Origin of the sequence: Blautia sp. HCP3S3_B11 (assembly GCF_052064435.1) — a bacterium.
Lineage (GTDB): Bacteria > Bacillota > Clostridia > Lachnospirales > Lachnospiraceae > Blautia_A.
In genome coordinates, this window is sequence record NZ_JBQHVP010000003.1 from 198,011 (window position 1) to 214,941 (window position 16,931).

At 40.8% G+C, this 16,931-nt stretch carries 14 protein-coding genes; 2 read left to right on the forward strand and 12 right to left on the reverse strand.

Annotated elements, in window-relative coordinates; all coding sequences use genetic code 11:
- Positions 1 to 74 precede the first annotated feature (74 nt).
- From ACTNC0_RS03635 to ACTNC0_RS03690, 12 genes are all read right to left on the reverse strand, one after another.
- Positions 75 to 929 carry a YitT family protein gene (locus ACTNC0_RS03635; protein ID WP_291816129.1) on the reverse strand — a complete coding sequence of 285 codons (855 nt, stop codon included), beginning with the start codon at positions 927 to 929 and terminating at the stop codon, positions 75 to 77.
- 187 nt (positions 930 to 1,116) lie between these two features.
- Positions 1,117 to 1,770, reverse strand: a complete 654-nt coding sequence (locus ACTNC0_RS03640; RefSeq protein WP_441038543.1) for a zf-HC2 domain-containing protein — start codon at positions 1,768 to 1,770, stop codon at positions 1,117 to 1,119.
- A 1-nt stretch (position 1,771) separates the two neighbouring features.
- Positions 1,772 to 2,281, reverse strand: coding sequence for an RNA polymerase sigma factor (locus ACTNC0_RS03645; protein ID WP_117674928.1), 510 nt, complete (start codon positions 2,279 to 2,281; stop codon positions 1,772 to 1,774).
- A gap of 281 nt (positions 2,282 to 2,562) precedes the next feature.
- Positions 2,563 to 7,002, reverse strand: a complete 4,440-nt coding sequence (locus tag ACTNC0_RS03650) for a hypothetical protein (protein WP_441086375.1) — start codon at positions 7,000 to 7,002, stop codon at positions 2,563 to 2,565.
- Positions 6,995 to 7,735, reverse strand: a complete 741-nt coding sequence (locus ACTNC0_RS03655; protein WP_288788308.1) for a DUF6063 family protein — start codon at positions 7,733 to 7,735, stop codon at positions 6,995 to 6,997. The genes ACTNC0_RS03650 and ACTNC0_RS03655 overlap by 8 nt, the downstream gene beginning before the upstream one ends.
- Positions 7,736 to 7,740: 5 nt before the next feature.
- Entirely contained in the window at positions 7,741 to 9,375 is a 1,635-nt protein-coding gene (locus ACTNC0_RS03660) for a hypothetical protein (protein ID WP_291811149.1), read from the reverse strand.
- 323 nt (positions 9,376 to 9,698) lie between these two features.
- Positions 9,699 to 10,319: a DUF3786 domain-containing protein gene (locus tag ACTNC0_RS03665; protein ID WP_441086376.1), complete on the reverse strand. Its 621-nt coding sequence runs from the start codon at positions 10,317 to 10,319 to the stop codon at positions 9,699 to 9,701.
- A 76-nt stretch (positions 10,320 to 10,395) separates the two neighbouring features.
- Positions 10,396 to 11,325, reverse strand: coding sequence for a calcium/sodium antiporter (locus tag ACTNC0_RS03670; protein WP_416386418.1), 930 nt, complete (start codon positions 11,323 to 11,325; stop codon positions 10,396 to 10,398).
- 350 nt (positions 11,326 to 11,675) lie between these two features.
- Complete coding sequence (locus tag ACTNC0_RS03675) at positions 11,676 to 12,656, reverse strand: Wadjet anti-phage system protein JetD domain-containing protein (RefSeq protein WP_291816146.1); 981 nt, start codon at positions 12,654 to 12,656, stop codon at positions 11,676 to 11,678.
- Positions 12,657 to 12,772: 116 nt separating this feature from the next.
- On the reverse strand, positions 12,773 to 13,234 hold the full coding sequence (locus ACTNC0_RS03680) for an NUDIX hydrolase (protein WP_291811156.1): 462 nt from the start codon (positions 13,232 to 13,234) through the stop codon (positions 12,773 to 12,775).
- Between the two features lie 84 nt (positions 13,235 to 13,318).
- A complete protein-coding gene (locus ACTNC0_RS03685) occupies positions 13,319 to 13,984 on the reverse strand; it encodes an energy-coupled thiamine transporter ThiT (RefSeq protein WP_025580146.1) in 666 nt (221 codons plus the stop codon).
- Positions 13,985 to 15,054: 1,070 nt separating this feature from the next.
- Positions 15,055 to 15,591 (reverse strand): helix-turn-helix domain-containing protein, encoded by a 537-nt coding sequence (locus ACTNC0_RS03690; protein WP_441086377.1) that lies wholly within the window; start codon positions 15,589 to 15,591, stop codon positions 15,055 to 15,057.
- Between the two features lie 224 nt (positions 15,592 to 15,815).
- Here ACTNC0_RS03690 and ACTNC0_RS03695 point away from each other — a divergent pair, with 224 nt between their 5' ends.
- Positions 15,816 to 16,241, forward strand: coding sequence for a hypothetical protein (locus tag ACTNC0_RS03695; protein ID WP_004080816.1), 426 nt, complete (start codon positions 15,816 to 15,818; stop codon positions 16,239 to 16,241).
- A 48-nt stretch (positions 16,242 to 16,289) separates the two neighbouring features.
- On the forward strand, positions 16,290 to 16,826 hold the full coding sequence (locus tag ACTNC0_RS03700) for a GNAT family N-acetyltransferase (protein ID WP_279208076.1): 537 nt from the start codon (positions 16,290 to 16,292) through the stop codon (positions 16,824 to 16,826).
- Positions 16,827 to 16,931: the final 105 nt, after the last annotated feature.

Below are 16,931 nucleotides of genomic sequence, written 5' to 3' on the forward strand. Positions count from 1 at the left end.
ACCATAATCTCTTTATGGTTATATAATCACCCTGCTATTCTATCATACCCACAGCTTTCCTGCCATAATATTTCTCACAGCTTTGGCTGATAGCGCATATCCGATACATTGTAAACCGTCACAAAGGCCTTTGGATCTTCATGATTGATGTAAGCCATCAGCTTCTGATATTCTGTTTTGTCTACGATCGTGATGATCTCATTGCGTTTCTTCATATTATAGGCACCTGTCGCTTCATAGATCGTCGCTCCGCTGTGCAGATCTTCGATAATGAATTTACGCAGTTCTTCCTCTTTCTGAGTGATGACGCAGACACGACGTTTAATATTATGGTCAAAGATAAAGTGATCCAGAACCATACCATTAAAGTATGTTCCGAGAATACTCAGCACCACTGTCTTCTTATCATATACAAGCGCTGCTGAAAGAGCCACGCACATACCGGAAAGAGACATTGCTTTTCCCAGTTCCATGTGAAGATATTTGTTCATGATCTTTGCCACAATATCCAGTCCGCCTGAGGATGCATTTCTGTTAAAAAGAATGCTCAGTCCTACACTAACTACCAGAATATAGCACAGCACATCCAGTTCCTGACTGTTGGTCATAGAGCCAAAATCCGGGAATACTTTCTCAAATAGTCCTAGAAACAGGGGCAGAACGATACTGGTGTAAACCGTTTTTACGCCAAATTCGCGTCCGCAGGTGATGAAGCCAATGATCAGAAGTACCACATTCAAAATCATGGTGATTGCAGACAATGGTAAAGGTACAAAGTTTGATAACACGATACCAAGACCGGAGATACTGCTTACAGAGGTATGGCTCGGCACCAGAAAGAAATAAACTGCTGCCGCAATGATTGCTACCGCACCTGTCAGGATCAGCGCTTCCTTTATGATATCTGCATAATTTAGTTGTTTTTTCATAGTTAGGTTTCCTGTCTTTCTTTCCATATTCTTGTTCTATTGTAACATATGGAAAGAGAATGTCCATCAGCAATTACAAAAAGAGGCTGCCTTCCATGACAACCTCTTTATAAATCCTTATAACCTATAGAAATCTCTAAAATTCGCTTTCATATTTTAGAGCGTGTTTGAAAAATACTCTAATATTTTATCCTAACGGCTCTGTATGTTCTTCAGATAAATAAGCTTTCTGTTCTTCCTCCTGAGCTTCCCAGATTGTTGTTGTCGTTCCATCCTTATCTACATACACTTCTTTTATCTCATCTTTTTTCAGAATATCATGAAGATGATCATATGGATAAAAAATACAGCTTACATATTTTTCCCACAAGCTCTGTTCAAAATGGATAGTCATTACACCTGTTTCCCTGTCTAAGGATGTTCTCCAGCGATAATTTCCTTTTATATTTGTTCTATATGTTACTTCATCTTTATTATCCTCAATAATAGTTATCCCTGCATCTTTGTAGCTGATATATGTGACATGTTTATTCATGAACGTGAACACTGCCACAAAGCAAACTATGGTTGCTGCTATGGAAAGCAGGATTGTTTTTATCTTTCTTTTCTTTAAAAACTTTCTGAAACTCTTCAGATCATTTGCTTCATGGCTGCTTTCTTTTGTCTGTGCAGAGATTTTCATATCATTTTCAAGGTCTGCCTTTGTCTCATGATATACTCGTTGGCAGATTTCGCAGTTTTGCAGATGTTCTTCTACAAGTTCTTTTGTGTCATCACTTACCACATCATCAATGTATAATGGCAGAATATCCTGGATCACATTACAGTTTATTTTTTCCATGTTACTTTTCCTCCTGACTTATCTGTGCTCGTATCATCTGGCGTGCACGATGGTAAGTTACTCTTGCCCATCCTGCACTTTTCTGATAGCATTTTCCGATCTGCTCAAAGGAGAGCTCACCGTATATCCGCAGGTGAAATACTTCCCTGTAGGGTTCCGGTATCAGTTCTGCATAGCGTTTGAGATTCCGAACTGTCTCATCCTGCACGATCTGATCCAGTACGGCCGGGGATGTATCCTGCATGGAATCCTGCATTATTTCTGAAAATTCTTCACCCACATAGATTTTATTTCGCCTGCAATAGCGGAAATATGTATTCTTCGCAATTACAAATAGCCATGCACGGATATCCTTCCTGCCGTCAAATTTCTCAATATTATTCATTGCCTTCAGGAATGTTTCCTGGGTGATCTCCTCTGCCAGACTTTCATTTTCGGAAAGTGCCCGGATATAGAGAAAGACATCATGGAAATACTTACGGTAGATTGTTTCGATTTCTGATTTTTCCATTCCTGCTCCGTGTATTTTTTATTATCCTACTGCATCTTTCGGGATTTTTAATAGCCCGGTCTTCTTCCATTGAATGTCTGAACATGGTCCTGATTTTGTTTCATCTGCATTGAATATTCCAAAATATCGTTTCATGATGATCCTCCTGTCTGCTGTATCATTATTTTATCTGATGTCTTTCTATATAACTAAGTCACAGACAGAAGAAACGTTACAAAAAATAAAAAAAATCCCCTGCAGTTTACTTTTCGCAGTCTCTGCAAGGGACTTACCTGATTTAGTTAAAACAACAGCTCCATCTGATCCCCCACTTCAATTCTTGCAGTGACAAGTTCATCCGGTTCTTTCCCTCTTTTATGTTCAGCTTTCAGATACTGCGTACCGCCTCTCAGACTTGCAGCGATCAGATTCAGCACATATATATTGTCAAAACGATTATAGATGGACTCTCCGCCCAGACCGGTAAGACAGATAAGCTGTGTGTTGCTCTTTTTTGCCATATCCATCAGTGGGATCAGCAGATGGGAGGCATTGGTCTGTGCGAACGGGTTGTCCATGATCAGAACCTTTCCCTCATTTTTATCTGCAAAAATGTCCGTATCATCCCGTCTCATATAATACAGAAGGCTAGACAGGATTACAAATGCAGACAGGAATCCTTCTCCGCCTGAGTTTCTGGAAACCTCCTTCCAGGTAATCGGATACTCTCTCTGGGCTTCGATCTTATAAAGATGGATCTGTACATTTCCGATTCCTACCACCTGATCATAGAGATTTCTGGTAGTAATACCGGAACCGAAAAACTCCTGTGCATTTTCATTTTTCTCGAAAAGTTCCACGCCTTCCATGGTGATCTTATCAATAAAGTCTTCCAAGCGCAGACGATAAAGCCCTGCATTTTCTTCCCAGTCCGGAAGCTGGATCTTTAACATTTTGATATTTCTTTCCCTGATGGTGATGGTTGAATTATGGTCGATTTTTCCAAGGTTACTGTGGATTTCCCGGACATAATCCTCCAGAAGTTCTGTGATACGTTCCTTCTCCCTTTCTACTACAGAAATATCGACCTCCAGCTTCTCCATAAGGCTGTCATAGGACTGCACTGTAGTTTTTAACTGAGTCAGGACACGCACTGCATCATCGGAAAGCTCCAGCATCTGTTCCAGCGGTTTCCTGTAAAAATCATCCTGAAAGCTTTCCATACGGACAATCTTATTCAATGTCCGCACCAGTTCTTCCTTCTTCTGTCTGGTATCCCGCATTTTCTGATTATAATCCCTGATCAGGATTCCCTTGCAATTTCTTAATTCTTCCGCAGACAGATTCTCCGAAACCGGCTCGTGGTCTTCTGCGTCTACAGGAATCAGTTCATTATACTCTGATAAAGCAGTCAGATTCTCTTCATAGCTGCGAAGCTTTCCGCTTAAAAACTCCTCCTGTTTCTTCTCTTCTTTCTTCTCATAAAGAAGCTGGTTTTTCCTTGCCTGAAAATCCTGTCCCTGAATCTCATCCTTTGGCACAGGTTTCTCCATACCACAGACAGAATGAATTCTTTTTGTCAGTTCGCTGATCTTACTCTGGGCCACTGCAGCCTTTTTGTCTGCATCATTCCACTGCATATCCTTTGTCTGGATTTTTCTGCGGAAATCTTCCAGCACACCCTCCTGGTGTGACTCTTCTTTTCTGTCATAGATCACGCCGGACCACTGTTCAGGCTTTAAGTGATATTTTTTCTGAAGATAATCCAGGTCTTCCTTTTCCCTCTGGTAACGTGCGGCAGATCTTCTCTCCTGCTCTTCCAGATTCTTCAGTTCCTGTGAAAGGACAGAGGTAATTGCCTCATAACGCGCTTCCATCTGCTCCGTTGACATACTGTCAAATCCAAACTGCTGACTCTGCTGTTTCTTAACTTTATCTGACTCCCTGCTGTCTGCCTCATATGACGCATATCTGGTGTGTTTTTCATCCAGTCTGTCTTTTTCTCTCTCCAGCATATTCAGATTATGCTCCAGAGTCATTTTCTCCTCCAGAAGCTTTTCCTGTCTGTCCTTTGCAAGCTTCTGGTTTTCCCGGAAACGAGTTTCATCCTTTTTACATTTTTCAAGCTCATTTCGATTATTTTCATAGAAAGCGTAATCTTTTTCCAGCTGGGAAAAATCTTCCAGACGCTGTTTCTGACGGTCAATTTCTGCAGCGGATTTTATGAGCAGATTCTGCAGCTTTTCATGTGCTGTTTTCAGGCTGTCAAGCTCCTGTGCTGCATCACGGATATCCTTTTCCAGAGATTTTTTCTCTTCCTCAAGAGTTTTCAGAAGCTCCTGGATTTCTTCCCATTTTTCTTTTGTCACAGATTGATTTTTCAGGGTTTCCTGACGCTGAAAATACTCTGCGTATTCCTTTTTGCGCTGATCTACAGCCTGATTTAGCTTCTCCAGTTCTTTCTTTTTCTCCCAGATCATTGCCTGAAGCTTTTCTTCATCCAGGAGGTTTTCATTAAACAGAATATAAAAGCTGATTCCAGGGAAATTTACGATTTTGTCTGTGTACTTTTCCTGAAATTCTTCTATTTTCTCACGCTCTACAATAGGCACAGGGAAGGATGTGCAGACGTTTCTGTCGTTTCGTCCCAGCTTCTCGATTTCCTGACGGGTAAGGATCAGAGCATATGGCAGAAATGGATTCTTACGGACCAGCATCTGGTTTTTCTTCTGGGAGTATCCGTTCTTTTTCAGCCATTCCATACCATAAACTGTGTGGATTCCCAAATCATCCAGTTCTTTCTCCAGCTCCTCAGGAAGCTCCAGGACCTTTCCGCTGGTAAGGCTTAAATATTCTTTTTCCAGAGAATCCTCTTCTTTTTCCAGATTTCGCCGCAGCTCCTCCAGCTCACGCAGCTTTCGCCCAGAGTTCTCCAGTATCCTGTCAGTATCCAGAAGATAGCGTTCCTCCATATCCAGATATTTCAGGATATTCTTCCTTATTTCCAGTTCATTCTGATAGAGCTGATAGGTATGTTCCTGGTTCTCTGTCTCTGACTTTTTATGAATCAGAGCCTCTTTCTTATCCTCCAGACTGCGCTCCTGACGTCGTATCAGTTCCTTGTCAGCTTCCCATTTCTTCTGATTTTCTGTACGTTCCCTCACTGTTTTTTCCAGTTCCTGTTCGTACATCTGTCGACGGATTTCCAGTGTTCCGGCTTCATAGATTCCCAGAATATTTCGTACTAATTCTTCCTGATACTTGGCATTATACTGGTTTTCCAGACGGGTATAGGATTCTATCTGACTTTCCAGTTTTCCTTTTCTGCCAAAGCAGTCACGGATCTTTTCTTCCAGTTCCTCGGATCTTTTCGCCTCATCCTGTGCTTCTTTTCCCTTTTTCTGTATATTTTCAGACAGGTTTTCCTGCTGTTGTCTGTTATCCTGAATACGTTCTTCAAAAATGTTTTTCAAGGTCAGGCCAAGTACTTTTCTCTCCGGCTCCAGATCAGCTCCCTGCTGTCTGGCAACTGCGATTTTCTCCCTGAGAAGATCCAGTTCCCCTTTTTCTTCTGATACAGAATCCTGCTGTCTGGCACATTGGAGAATATGAAGCTTCTTCTCTGTCTGTTCTGCCTGTCCCTGAAGGTTTTCACGCTCCATATCGATCATATCACGATTTCCGATATGAAGATTCTTCTCTTCCTCATAGTCATAGACCTGGCTGGAAAGCTCCTCGTATTCTACTCTGGAAAGCTTTTGATCCAGACCTTCCAGCACTTCTTTTGCATGATCATGAGCTTTCTCAGTCTGGCTTAAGAGTCCATTTACATCATGGATAAACCAGGCAATTTTATTCTGCTGTTTTCCTTCCTCTGTCTCCGCATTCTGATACTCTTCTGCCTGAGTCTGAATCCCATTTGCTTCTTCCTTAAACTGACGGATCGTGTCTCGCCGTTTGATTTTGGAACGGTTATCCTTATACTGTCCTGCATATTTTTCCAGAATAGACTGGAACTCTTTAATGCGGTTTTTGTCCTTATTCAGCTTGCTCTCAATAGCCTCAAGAAACCATTTTTCTGTCAGTCCTTTTTCATCTCTGCAGTCAGCAAAAAGATCTGACAGACCGGATTCCTTCAGATTGATTTTCTTAATAATGGTTTCCCATTCTTTATAATTAATCTGATATTCCATCAGCTTATCGAAGTACTGGCGGGACTGGGCATAGTTTGTCAGATCATAATAAAAGAACTTCATATCCCTGTCTTTTTTGTAGGTTTCAAAAAGCTGCCTGCAGGAGTTAAAATTCTTCAGGATCATCTCTTTTTTGCCTTTTTCCACTACAGGAAGGTGGTGGATATCCTGAATACAGGGGCTCTGATATTCACTGACAATTCCAATAATATCCAGATTCTCTTTTCTGTCCTCTTCCATATCCTGGGATTTTCTGACCATAAGACCTGTGAGAACATAGCCTGCTCCCTGATCCAGTGCCCATTCCACCAGGATAAAGGATGGCTTATTGGTAGTAAAATAGCTTTCAAATAATCGGTCTTTGGTATTGCGATATCTTGGATGCACAAAGGGCGCAGTCAGCATCTGGACAAGAACAGATTTCCCACCGCCGTTCTGCAGAGAGATCAGTGTGCTTTCTCCATTAAAGTGCAGAGTTTCATCGCTGATACGGTATGCATTGTTATTATAATTCACGTTGATCAGACGCACTGCATTAATCTTACTCATCTTTTGCCACCCCCAGTACTCTCAGAACCCGCTGGTAATTGTTCTGGTTCAGAAGATTCCAGTCCATAAAATTATCCAGTTTTCTGGTTGTTTTTATCATCTCATCCTGCACCACATACTCGATCAGTCCCTGTTTCTGAAGGAACATCAGGATATTGTAGATAAAGCCTTCCTTGGTTGTCTTCATCCTGGAACCTCTGTCATCAGACTTCAGTGCCTCATAGGTTTCGTAAAGGATTTTGAAAGAAATCCCTGCGGTATCTTTGGAGTTCTTTCCATCTTCATCCTCTTCAGTGGCAGTCTCTTCTGCTGCCCCTTCCTTCAGGCGGGCAGAAAGACAGTTCATAAGATCTCCCACTCGCATATATTCTCTGGATTTACTGCTGCTCCCCTGTCCGTCAAAGAATTCTACCAGCAGCGTAAGGATTACAAACTGTGACAGATAATAATCCTTGTCCGTTGCCCCGGATTTGCACAGTGTACTTTTAAGCTGCTGCTTGGAAAAACCAAGGAAATTGTTCTCCTCTTTGGGAATCAGATAAATCACATTCCCGTATCGTTCGATATTGCAGCCGGCGATATCACCCTGAGATTTCACCAGATTCCTGATTGTTTCTTCTTCTGCATATGCCTTATATAAAAGCAACTCATCTTCTTCCCGCAGCTCATGATGTTCCAAGAGATAATAAAATATCTCCTGACTAGTGCGGATTTCCTCTGCTTCGTATGCCATATCTATTATTCCTCATTTCTCATGATTCGGATCAGGATATTAGAACATCGAATGCTTTTTTTCACTCCGTTTTCGCTGAAAACATTGTCAAAGGTGACTGTGCTTCCGTCTTCTATCCTGTATATCTCTATTTTACCGATTTTTTTATCTGAAAATCTTTCTTCAGAAAGCTGGAGCAGCATTTCGTTGAGCTGAAAATCTGCTGTCTGATCCTGGATAAATTCACTTCGTTCCTTTTTCAGTGCTTCCATATTGATCTCTTTATTCCGTATCAGCTCCACCATGATCTCTTTAAAAATTTCAACATTTGGGATCAGTTGCTGCTGCATTTCTTCTGCATTTTTCTCATTCTCCTGAATATTTTTCCAGATATCAGAAAGGGAAATTTCACCTTTTTCAGATGCCTGCTCCAGCAGAAATCCCAGACTGCTTTCATAACGTTTCAGCTTCTGTCTGCGTTTCTCTTCCTGCTCTTTCAGATATGCATCTTCGTCAAAATCCAGCATCTCCTCAGTGTCCTCGTCCTCATTTCTAACAGACGGTTTCTGATATAATAAGGCTTTATTCAGGTTATAAACCTTATCCGGTTCCCGGTTGAACAGCGGTCTTAAAAAATAGTCCAGATTTCCCAGTGCCGACGGATTCTCCAGCACTTTATCATAGAAATCATTGCGCATGGAAAATCTCCGGATCAGTGACATCTGCGACAATGCTTCCAGTTCTCTGGTATAAAGTGCCTTCAGGTCAAAATGACTGCTCAGGATTTTCTGGTGCTCATCAATGGTTCTGTTCAGGTAACTCTCAATAATACGGAGATTTTCCAGGTTCTCCTCTTCCTTTTCGCCCAGACGGCGCACATTGATGTTCTCTTCTTCCAGTTTCTTTACCCTGCTTCGCACCAGTTCCCGGTATTTCTGGAATTTTTCTTTTGTGTCACTGATCGTATCCAGATTCTCCAGAAGGATTTCCTCGTAATCCTTTACTGAATAATTCAGGGCATTTCTGCGGATTTTTCCCATAGCTTCCTGAATCTTCTGAAGCTGGATGCGCATCAGGTTAAAAACATTCTTAATCTCATCCACAGCCTTATCATAGCTCTGTTTTTCCAGATGCATCTGGAAGATCATTTCATGGATGGTAAGCTTCATATTATTTTCTATTTCAAGGGTGGAAAGTATCAGATTGTATCCGTCGTCTGTAAGATAATAAGAAGTTCTGCGAACCTCCTGATCCAGATACACGATCCGGTTCGCCACATAGCTGATATGCATGACATGATAATCGTTCTCTTCAAAATCATAGCCGTCAAAATACATGGCACGGCCTTCATTTGATAAGATCACATTGACAACAAAATCTCCTAATTTTCTGCAGTCATCATAAGAGATTTCTTTACCCAGATACCTGGTATTGATGGTATCAATATAGGCTCCGATATCATCCATAGTACAGTTCTCTTCCCGCAGAGACTGCTCCATAATATAAAGCATTACTGCAAAAATAAGATTCATCTGTTCATCAAATTTCAGAAAGCCAAACTGTTTCCAGGATGTCTTCTGAATACTGTTTTGGATAAGAGCACCGTACAGACCTACATTTTTCATTCGTTTTGGAAAGTTTTTCAGAAATTCGTATTGCAAAGCTGCCTCCCTTGAGTCAATCGGATATTCGCAATCCGCTTTCGCTACTTGCTCATAACCGAATAACTGCTCCGCAGTTTATCAGGAGGGGCTTGTACCCCTCCTGATACAAGCAAGTCCCACCCACTGCTTATTGCTTCTCGCAATTGAAGCAGGGGACTTACTTGATTCGGTTAAATATGGTTTGTACCCTGTTGTTTCTATAGTATAAATTTGCGTAACTGCACAAATCCTGTATCAGAAATCTGTAGTATTTAAAATTTCCTGAGGGACATATTTATCCGCTTCCATATATCCCCTCCGAGGGATCGGCTACAGTGTATTCAGCCGATTGTCTGCAGTATAGCCTTCAGAAGATCCCCCTGAAGATAATAGGTCGTCTCAAAATGAAGATATGATAACGATACTTTATCCCACAACAATAAGATCTTTGGCGGGAATTCTTCATCCCCATCCCAGAACTGAAGCAACACAGAGAAATCCGGAAGAACAGGCATTTCAAATGTCAGATCTGCCCCTGCCAGACGCTTCGTCTGCTTTCCTCCCAGACAGATACAGGCCTGCTTTACCTCTTCCACTTTGCCGGAAAATGCTCTTGCATACTTTTCCACAAAAGGATCTGTTGACGGACTGCTCCCGGCAGTTACAAACCTGCCCACAGGCTGCCACTGCCCGGTAAGAGGAGGCAGTATCTCCTGCCCGGAACAGCAGAGAAAATCATAGATTGTCATAACAACTGTATATTCTCTGCAGTCCGTCCATTCTTCGCCTGTGGCATATTCAATAGCACCGTTTCTGCGATTGATCCGATATTCTGTTCCAATATATTTCAAATACAGATATTCTTCATCGTGTTTCAAACCATATTTCTTTATCAGCTTATCCTGATCATATTTTAAAAACAACTCTCTTCCTATATATACCTGTTTTTCATAATTATCCATAATATACTTTATTCCATTTCTTATTTTAATCGAATCAAGTAAGTCCCCTGCGGAGGTTGCGAAAGGCAATTATTCGTTATACCAGACATAAATACAGGAAATATGCGACATAACACAACAGCATAACCACACCACAGGGTTTTCTTAATTCTTTATGTCTGAATGTACCAATCCAGAGTATTACTCCGCACAGAACTGCAATTACAGTATCAATAATAAATTTGCTCTCAAACGGCACAGTACAGATGAGTGCTGTTGTACCGATAACAAACAAAATATTAAAAATATTGCTTCCGACTATATTTCCAATGGCAATTCCTGTATTTCCTCTTCTGGCAGCTGTTACTGATGTGACAAGTTCCGGAAGAGATGTTCCCAGTGCAACAATTGTCAGCCCGATAAATCTCTCACTCATGCCAAAATAACGGGCAATCTCCGTTGCTCCGCTGACAGCAAAATCACTGCCCTTTACGACCAGAATTCCACCGATTACCATCAGGAGCATACATTTCCATACCGGATTATCCTTTGCTTCTGCTTCTTCCTGATCGTTCCCTTTCTTTGCCATCACAAACAGATATCCCAGATATATCAGAAACAGTATCCAGAAAATCACACCTTCAATAAAAGTCACCTCTGAACCTGTGATACCAAAGATCAGCAAAATAATTGTTATCACTGTCATAAACGGAATTTCGTAAAGAAGCGTGGATTTTTGAATCGCTACATTCGTAATTACTGCTGTGATTCCCAGGATGATGAAAATATTCAGGATATTACTTCCGACTACATTTCCAATGGTAATACCTGCATTCTTATTTATTGCAGCAGTAATACTGACTGCTGCCTCCGGCATGCTGGTTCCCATTGCTACAATGGTTAATCCAATGATCAACTGTGGAATTCCCAGCTTTTTCGCAATACTGGCTGCACCCTCCACAAACCAGTCTGCACCTTTCACCAGAAACAAAAAACCTGCCAGCAGAATAATAACCTGTAAAAACATCATTTCTACCTCTCTTTCTTTTATTACGTACTCACAAAATCAAATATAAAAAGATTCCGGAATACATTTATTTTGCAGTAGGTATAAAAAAAGAGACTCCTACTGCATTCACAGTAAAAGTCTCGCAATTTCATCACTTTCCGAGTTATATGTTTCAATAACTGTCCTGACGAAGAAGTGAACCGAATCTACCCGGCAAGCTACTCCCTTTTCACAGGTATATTCTAACAGACTGTCTCTTAAAAATCAATTATTTTTTATCATAAGATTCTCCATAATATAAAGAAGCCGGTTACTGTTCACTCCGTTCTCAGCAGCAAAGAAGCCACCGCCCTGTGTCAGAATCTGCATCAGAAATCTGCAGTGTTTAAAATTTCCTGAGGGATATATCTGTCCTTATCCAGTATAGCTTCCATTTTTTTGACCATTATTTCATCAAAACAGGAGAAAAATTGTGTACTGATATTTCTGTTCTGATGCTCCTTTGTCTCCGGAAGTTCAGTTATCTGTTCTGCTTTTCCAAGCATAGCCTGATATGCCGGCACAAAAGGAAGGATTTTCCATCTGCTGCGAAATTTTTCTGCCAGATTTTCGTATATACCAATGCCCTCATAATCCAGATCCCCGAAATAATAAATTGTATTCTTCGGATGTTTCATATAGGGTTCCGCACACAGATCAAAATCCTGAAAAGAACGGATAATGCCCTTTCCGGCACCATAAATCAGAGTTCCGATTTCTGCACCAAAAATTTCCGTATGTCCATTCAGCAGGTAATTGCGCATACTGAAAAAAGGATCTTTATTTTCCAGAATCAGGATATTCTGCGGCGTATTTCTTGTATGTGTATAATATGAAAGGGGCTCTGTTGTCCTGTAGACATTCAGAGCCTCCACATTAAGTCCGCAGCGTTTCAGAATCTTCTTTCCCTGCTCTCTGTCCAGAAATTTCTCTCTGTGCCATATTTCAAAGCTTCTTTCATTCAGAGATTCCGGTGTCAGTAAGGCATCTGCATATTTTTTCAGATATTCATTCAGCATAAGTACCCAGATTCGGTCTTTCTCATATGTATCCGGATGCGCCAGATAATAATCCACGGAAATCATGGTAGAAAAGGTATATTTTATTTCTTCTATATAATTGCTGTAATCCTTCTGTTCTTCTACCATCCAGTATTCGCGATAAAGCGCCGGCTTCTTGCCATTGCTCTTAGAAGCCTTCACAGGTTTTATCTGACCTTTTTCCAGTAATTTCATTATGTATCCATACTGTTCCGAGTAGGCAAGATCCTGCCTGGTATGAAGAAGGTCATCCAGCGATATTCGTTTCATTGATAAATTCCTCCAGAGCGGGTGAATATTCGTCCCACCCGCTTAACTTATTGCTTTTCGCAACCTCCGCAGGGGACTTACTTATTGCAGTTCCATATGGAATTGCTATAATTCGGTTAATATAAATTTACTTGTTTATCTACGAGTTTCTCCCCTTCATACTGCAATTTTAAAGAAAAAAATCGCTCATCTCCTGAAAGAAGCAAATCCAGAAAAACTCTGTCACCTTCCCATGTGGGAAGTGTCGGCACAACAGCTTTATCTATCCAGTAAAGTTCTCCTTCATTGCATTCTGTTAATTCACCGATATATTCGTTGGCTGTAAATACACACATAAGCTCCGGTTCACATTTATCGCTTATAAATGTAACCAGACCTCGAAGTTTATAAGATGTCAGCGTTAATCCTGTTTCTTCTTTCACTTCACGAAAAAGACATTCCTCAGGGGATTCCTGACCCTCTGCATGTCCGCCGACTCCAATCCACTTTCCCTCATTTATGTCATTGTGCTTTTTTATCCTGTGAAGCATCAGATATTTGCCATTATTTTCTATATAACACAAGGTTGTTATTGTCATTCTTACACTTCCTTAAACAAAATTACCATACCAAATGTTCTGAGTACCGGGCAACGACACATCCCTGTTGCCAGACAAAACAAACTACTGCAGTGCTGCACGCTTTACCTGGGTCAGTGCTTTTGACACTGCAGGTACTGAAATGATGATCACCGTGATAATGCCCTCTGCCAGCAGATAGCTGTAATTATATAAGATAGGATATACGGCTGTCAGAGATTTCGGGAAATTGTCCGGCATATAGCTCATCCAATAAAGATAACCTCCCAGAGAATGAAAAGCCCCTCTGGCAATTACAGCTATTATGTATCCTTTCAGAAGTCCATGACTCTGTTTTGCAAATAATCCTGCCAGTCCAAGTGCCGCAAATGCAAGTATGTAATCACAGCACACCTGAAAAAATGAAAGTATATAAGGCTCCTGGATAAACTGCAGGATTCCGTAAGCAAACCCGGCCATAATGCCTGTTCCAACCCCATACCAGTTCGCAATCAGAACAATAAAAAGCATACTGCAAAGAGTGACGCTTCCTCCCCACGGCAGTTTGAAGATTTTCAGATAAGACGTAATAAAAGCAAGTGCAATAGCTACGGCACAGAATACCAGTTGTCTTGTGGTAAGCTTTTTCTTGTCTGAATTCTTCCCTGCAAAATAAATCGCCAGGAAAAACAAAATGATTCCGGCAATAACTGTAATCACATATCCGGCAGTTGTAAGTCCGCCATCAGCAGTTACCATAAAACCAAACATAAAACGACCTCCCTCTTGTTATTGATTTTTGTGTAATTGATTTTATCTGTTGTTCAGATACTAATTTATTATAAGGATTTTATCATTCTTCGTCAATTGTTCCTGCTTTCTTATTGAAAATCCACAAATAATTACTCTCTCAGCTCAACAGAAAAACCCCGGAAACCTTACGGTTCCGGGGTATCTTACGTTTGGACACATGTACCTTGCGGTACTCAATATATTTTATATAGACCACAGTGTATCCTCGATTTCGCTTCGCTCCATCTCGGTCGGGCATTCGCCCTATAAATTCTCCGACTAATGTCTTTGTGTGAGCAAGCTTCCACCGGACATTACTCTACGAATTTGCACTGCTCATTACTTGTCGGAAATTATTCGATAACTGTATCAACACGTCCTGATCCAACAGTACGTCCACCTTCACGATACTTTAATCCCGTTTTACCTTATATTTTTTATGATTTTCTCTCCAAAATACAGTGAAAAACAGCTGATTTGCACCATTTATTTTTATTCGCCTGATTTCTTGGCACCGTTTTGACACCAGAAGCCCTGGTCAAAAAGATTCTCTTCCACGGCTAACAGATGCTACTCTACCAACTTTATATTGCACCGGTAATTTTTAACTGTTATAATCGAAAAATGGGTGCTACCATAACGGTAGGCGGTTAGTCCTTCTCCAAAGGGTTGCAGAGTGCCAGTGGCACTCGTTTTGCAACGACCGAAGTGAAACGGAGACCTGTGACCCTCTGATTACATAGAAACCTGTAAGGGAATCCACTGGAAAGGAGGGCTAAGCCAATGAGTATTGTTGACTTCATAGCAGTAGTGAGCTTCGGCTTAACCTGCTTTAGTATCGGATATACATTAGGCAAAGATAATCATAAACCACAAAAATAACCGCCCTGGTCTGGTAAACTAAGCGGTTATCTTTGATGATATTCTAAATAGTAAAACGGACTAACCGTCTATCGGTAGCACTCTTTTTCTATAATCATATTAGCACGCATCTGTGGAAATGTCAAAAAGTTCTTTTTCCATAGTATGTAATACGAATTTGAAAATACTTATAAGCCGAAAAAATACACCAGTACCAGCTTGATCACAGCAGTTCCACCAAAAGCAACAACTGCAGTTACAACTAATTGCATAGGTTTTGGGAAATTTTCGAACACAAAAACTTTCCTACTCTTGCTCCGCACCTTGCTTAAAGATCCTGTCGTAAATGCTGCCATCATTATGACTGACACAGATACCAAGGTCTCACAATAGCCGGCAAGCTTTCCTAACACATCATTATACATATATGCACCTGTTTCATGCAGAATCCAGTATAGAACCAATGCACAAACTCCCATGACACTTTGGAGCTTCATTTCCTTAAAAATCTTCTCTTTCTCTGTAGTTGCATAATCTGACATTGTTTTAGCAATTTTTCTTTCTTCTTCATTCATCATCTCGCTTTTCCTTTCTCCACTGATAATCTCAGGAATGCTGATATCATAATAATCTGCAATATCCACAAGAATACTGATATCCGGCATATTGTTTCCGGTTTCCCATCTGGATACGGTCCTTCCAGAGACATTTAATATTTCTGCCAACTGCTCCTGTGTAATGCCTTTTTTTTGCGAAGTTTTTTTAAAAAATTCCCGATTTTTACTTGGTCCACCTCAACTCCTCCTTTCATCATCAAATATAGAATCTGTTATCTGCAAATAACACGACACAAAGCGAGAAATGTCGTATTTTCACTAATAGACACAGTTGTCTATGCGTTTTTCATTTTTTCAATTATACAATCGGAAGTTGTAGAGGAAGAAACAAAATGCTAACCGTTAAACCAACAGCAGAAATGCTTGCAGAGTGGAAACGAATTTTTGAAGCACACCATGCAGCGATGAAGCCAAACCGAAAAACAGGAACAGAAGTAGATCAATATTTCAGAAATAAATATGCCCATCAAGTATTTAACGATGCAGCTTTTCAAGAAATAGTTGCACTCAATATCACAGAGAATGCATTCTCTCGCAACAAATTGCCCAAAGGTGTGCTTCCTAATATAAAAAGCTATAAGACAGGCAATGCTCTTGTCGGCATTGATTTAAGCACAGGAGAATTTCATATTGAAAGCGAAAATATCGAGGAAGTAATGCCACTGCACGATGATTTGTTTGTCTACCGTGGATTAGATGAGGAAGATTTGAAAAACATCTTTTTGGTTGCGGAGTATGTAAAACTCACGCAAAACTAAATTCAAGTTTGGAGAATTGAGAAAATCGGGATTTTTAGAAGTAAAGACATGACTACTATTGTGCAGTTGCGCCCCCTTGAACACAGTGATAGAGAGCAATTTGTTTTAGACAATCAGGAAGCCTTCAATTACGGTGCCCTGGAAGAATTTGGCCTTAGAGATAATCATTTTGAGGAAGATGGACAGATTATATCACGAGAAACGATTGAGCAGTCCATTGACGATGGTGAAGCTTACCGCATCGTACTCGATGGCAAAAAAGTAGGCGGTGTTGTGATTAAAGTCGAGGGTGAAAAAGGCGACCTAGATCTTCTTTTCATTGCGCCATCAGTTCATAGCAAAGGCATCGGGTATGCTGCATGGTGCGAAGTTGAGAAGTTATATCCAGAAGTGAAAGTCTGGGAAACCGTAACGCCCTATTTCGAGCAGCGGAACATCCATTTTTATGTGAACAGATGTGGTTTTCACATCGTAGAGTTCTTTAACAAATATCACCAAGCCCCCAATAATCCGGAAATGAATGCTGAAAAGCAGGACGAGCAGTTTCCGGACGGAATGTTTCGGTTTGAAAAGATTATTAGGTAACTTCTTTAGGCTAGAATCAATAGCGGTGTAAACGAAAAAGCAGTCTTAAACTATAGAAAAACTGCCCTTTCGTTTGCACCGCGTTTGATTTTGCCAAAGTGAACA

Excerpts from the sequence above, each read along its gene's own strand:
- ACTNC0_RS03635 (WP_291816129.1), bottom strand. The coding sequence starts at position 929 with ATGAAAAAACAACTAAATTATGCAGATATCATAAAGGAAGCGCTGATC.
- ACTNC0_RS03640 (WP_441038543.1), bottom strand. The coding sequence starts at position 1,770 with ATGGAAAAAATAAACTGTAATGTGATCCAGGATATTCTGCCATTATAC.
- ACTNC0_RS03645 (WP_117674928.1), bottom strand. The coding sequence starts at position 2,281 with ATGGAAAAATCAGAAATCGAAACAATCTACCGTAAGTATTTCCATGAT.
- ACTNC0_RS03650 (WP_441086375.1), bottom strand. The coding sequence starts at position 7,002 with ATGAGTAAGATTAATGCAGTGCGTCTGATCAACGTGAATTATAATAAC.
- ACTNC0_RS03655 (WP_288788308.1), bottom strand. The coding sequence starts at position 7,735 with ATGGCATACGAAGCAGAGGAAATCCGCACTAGTCAGGAGATATTTTAT.
- ACTNC0_RS03665 (WP_441086376.1), bottom strand. The coding sequence starts at position 10,319 with ATGGATAATTATGAAAAACAGGTATATATAGGAAGAGAGTTGTTTTTA.
- ACTNC0_RS03670 (WP_416386418.1), bottom strand. The coding sequence starts at position 11,325 with ATGTTTTTACAGGTTATTATTCTGCTGGCAGGTTTTTTGTTTCTGGTG.
- ACTNC0_RS03675 (WP_291816146.1), bottom strand. The coding sequence starts at position 12,656 with ATGAAACGAATATCGCTGGATGACCTTCTTCATACCAGGCAGGATCTT.
- ACTNC0_RS03680 (WP_291811156.1), bottom strand. The coding sequence starts at position 13,234 with ATGACAATAACAACCTTGTGTTATATAGAAAATAATGGCAAATATCTG.
- ACTNC0_RS03685 (WP_025580146.1), bottom strand. The coding sequence starts at position 13,984 with ATGTTTGGTTTTATGGTAACTGCTGATGGCGGACTTACAACTGCCGGA.
- ACTNC0_RS03695 (WP_004080816.1), top strand. The coding sequence starts at position 15,816 with ATGCTAACCGTTAAACCAACAGCAGAAATGCTTGCAGAGTGGAAACGA.
- ACTNC0_RS03700 (WP_279208076.1), top strand. The coding sequence starts at position 16,290 with ATGACTACTATTGTGCAGTTGCGCCCCCTTGAACACAGTGATAGAGAG.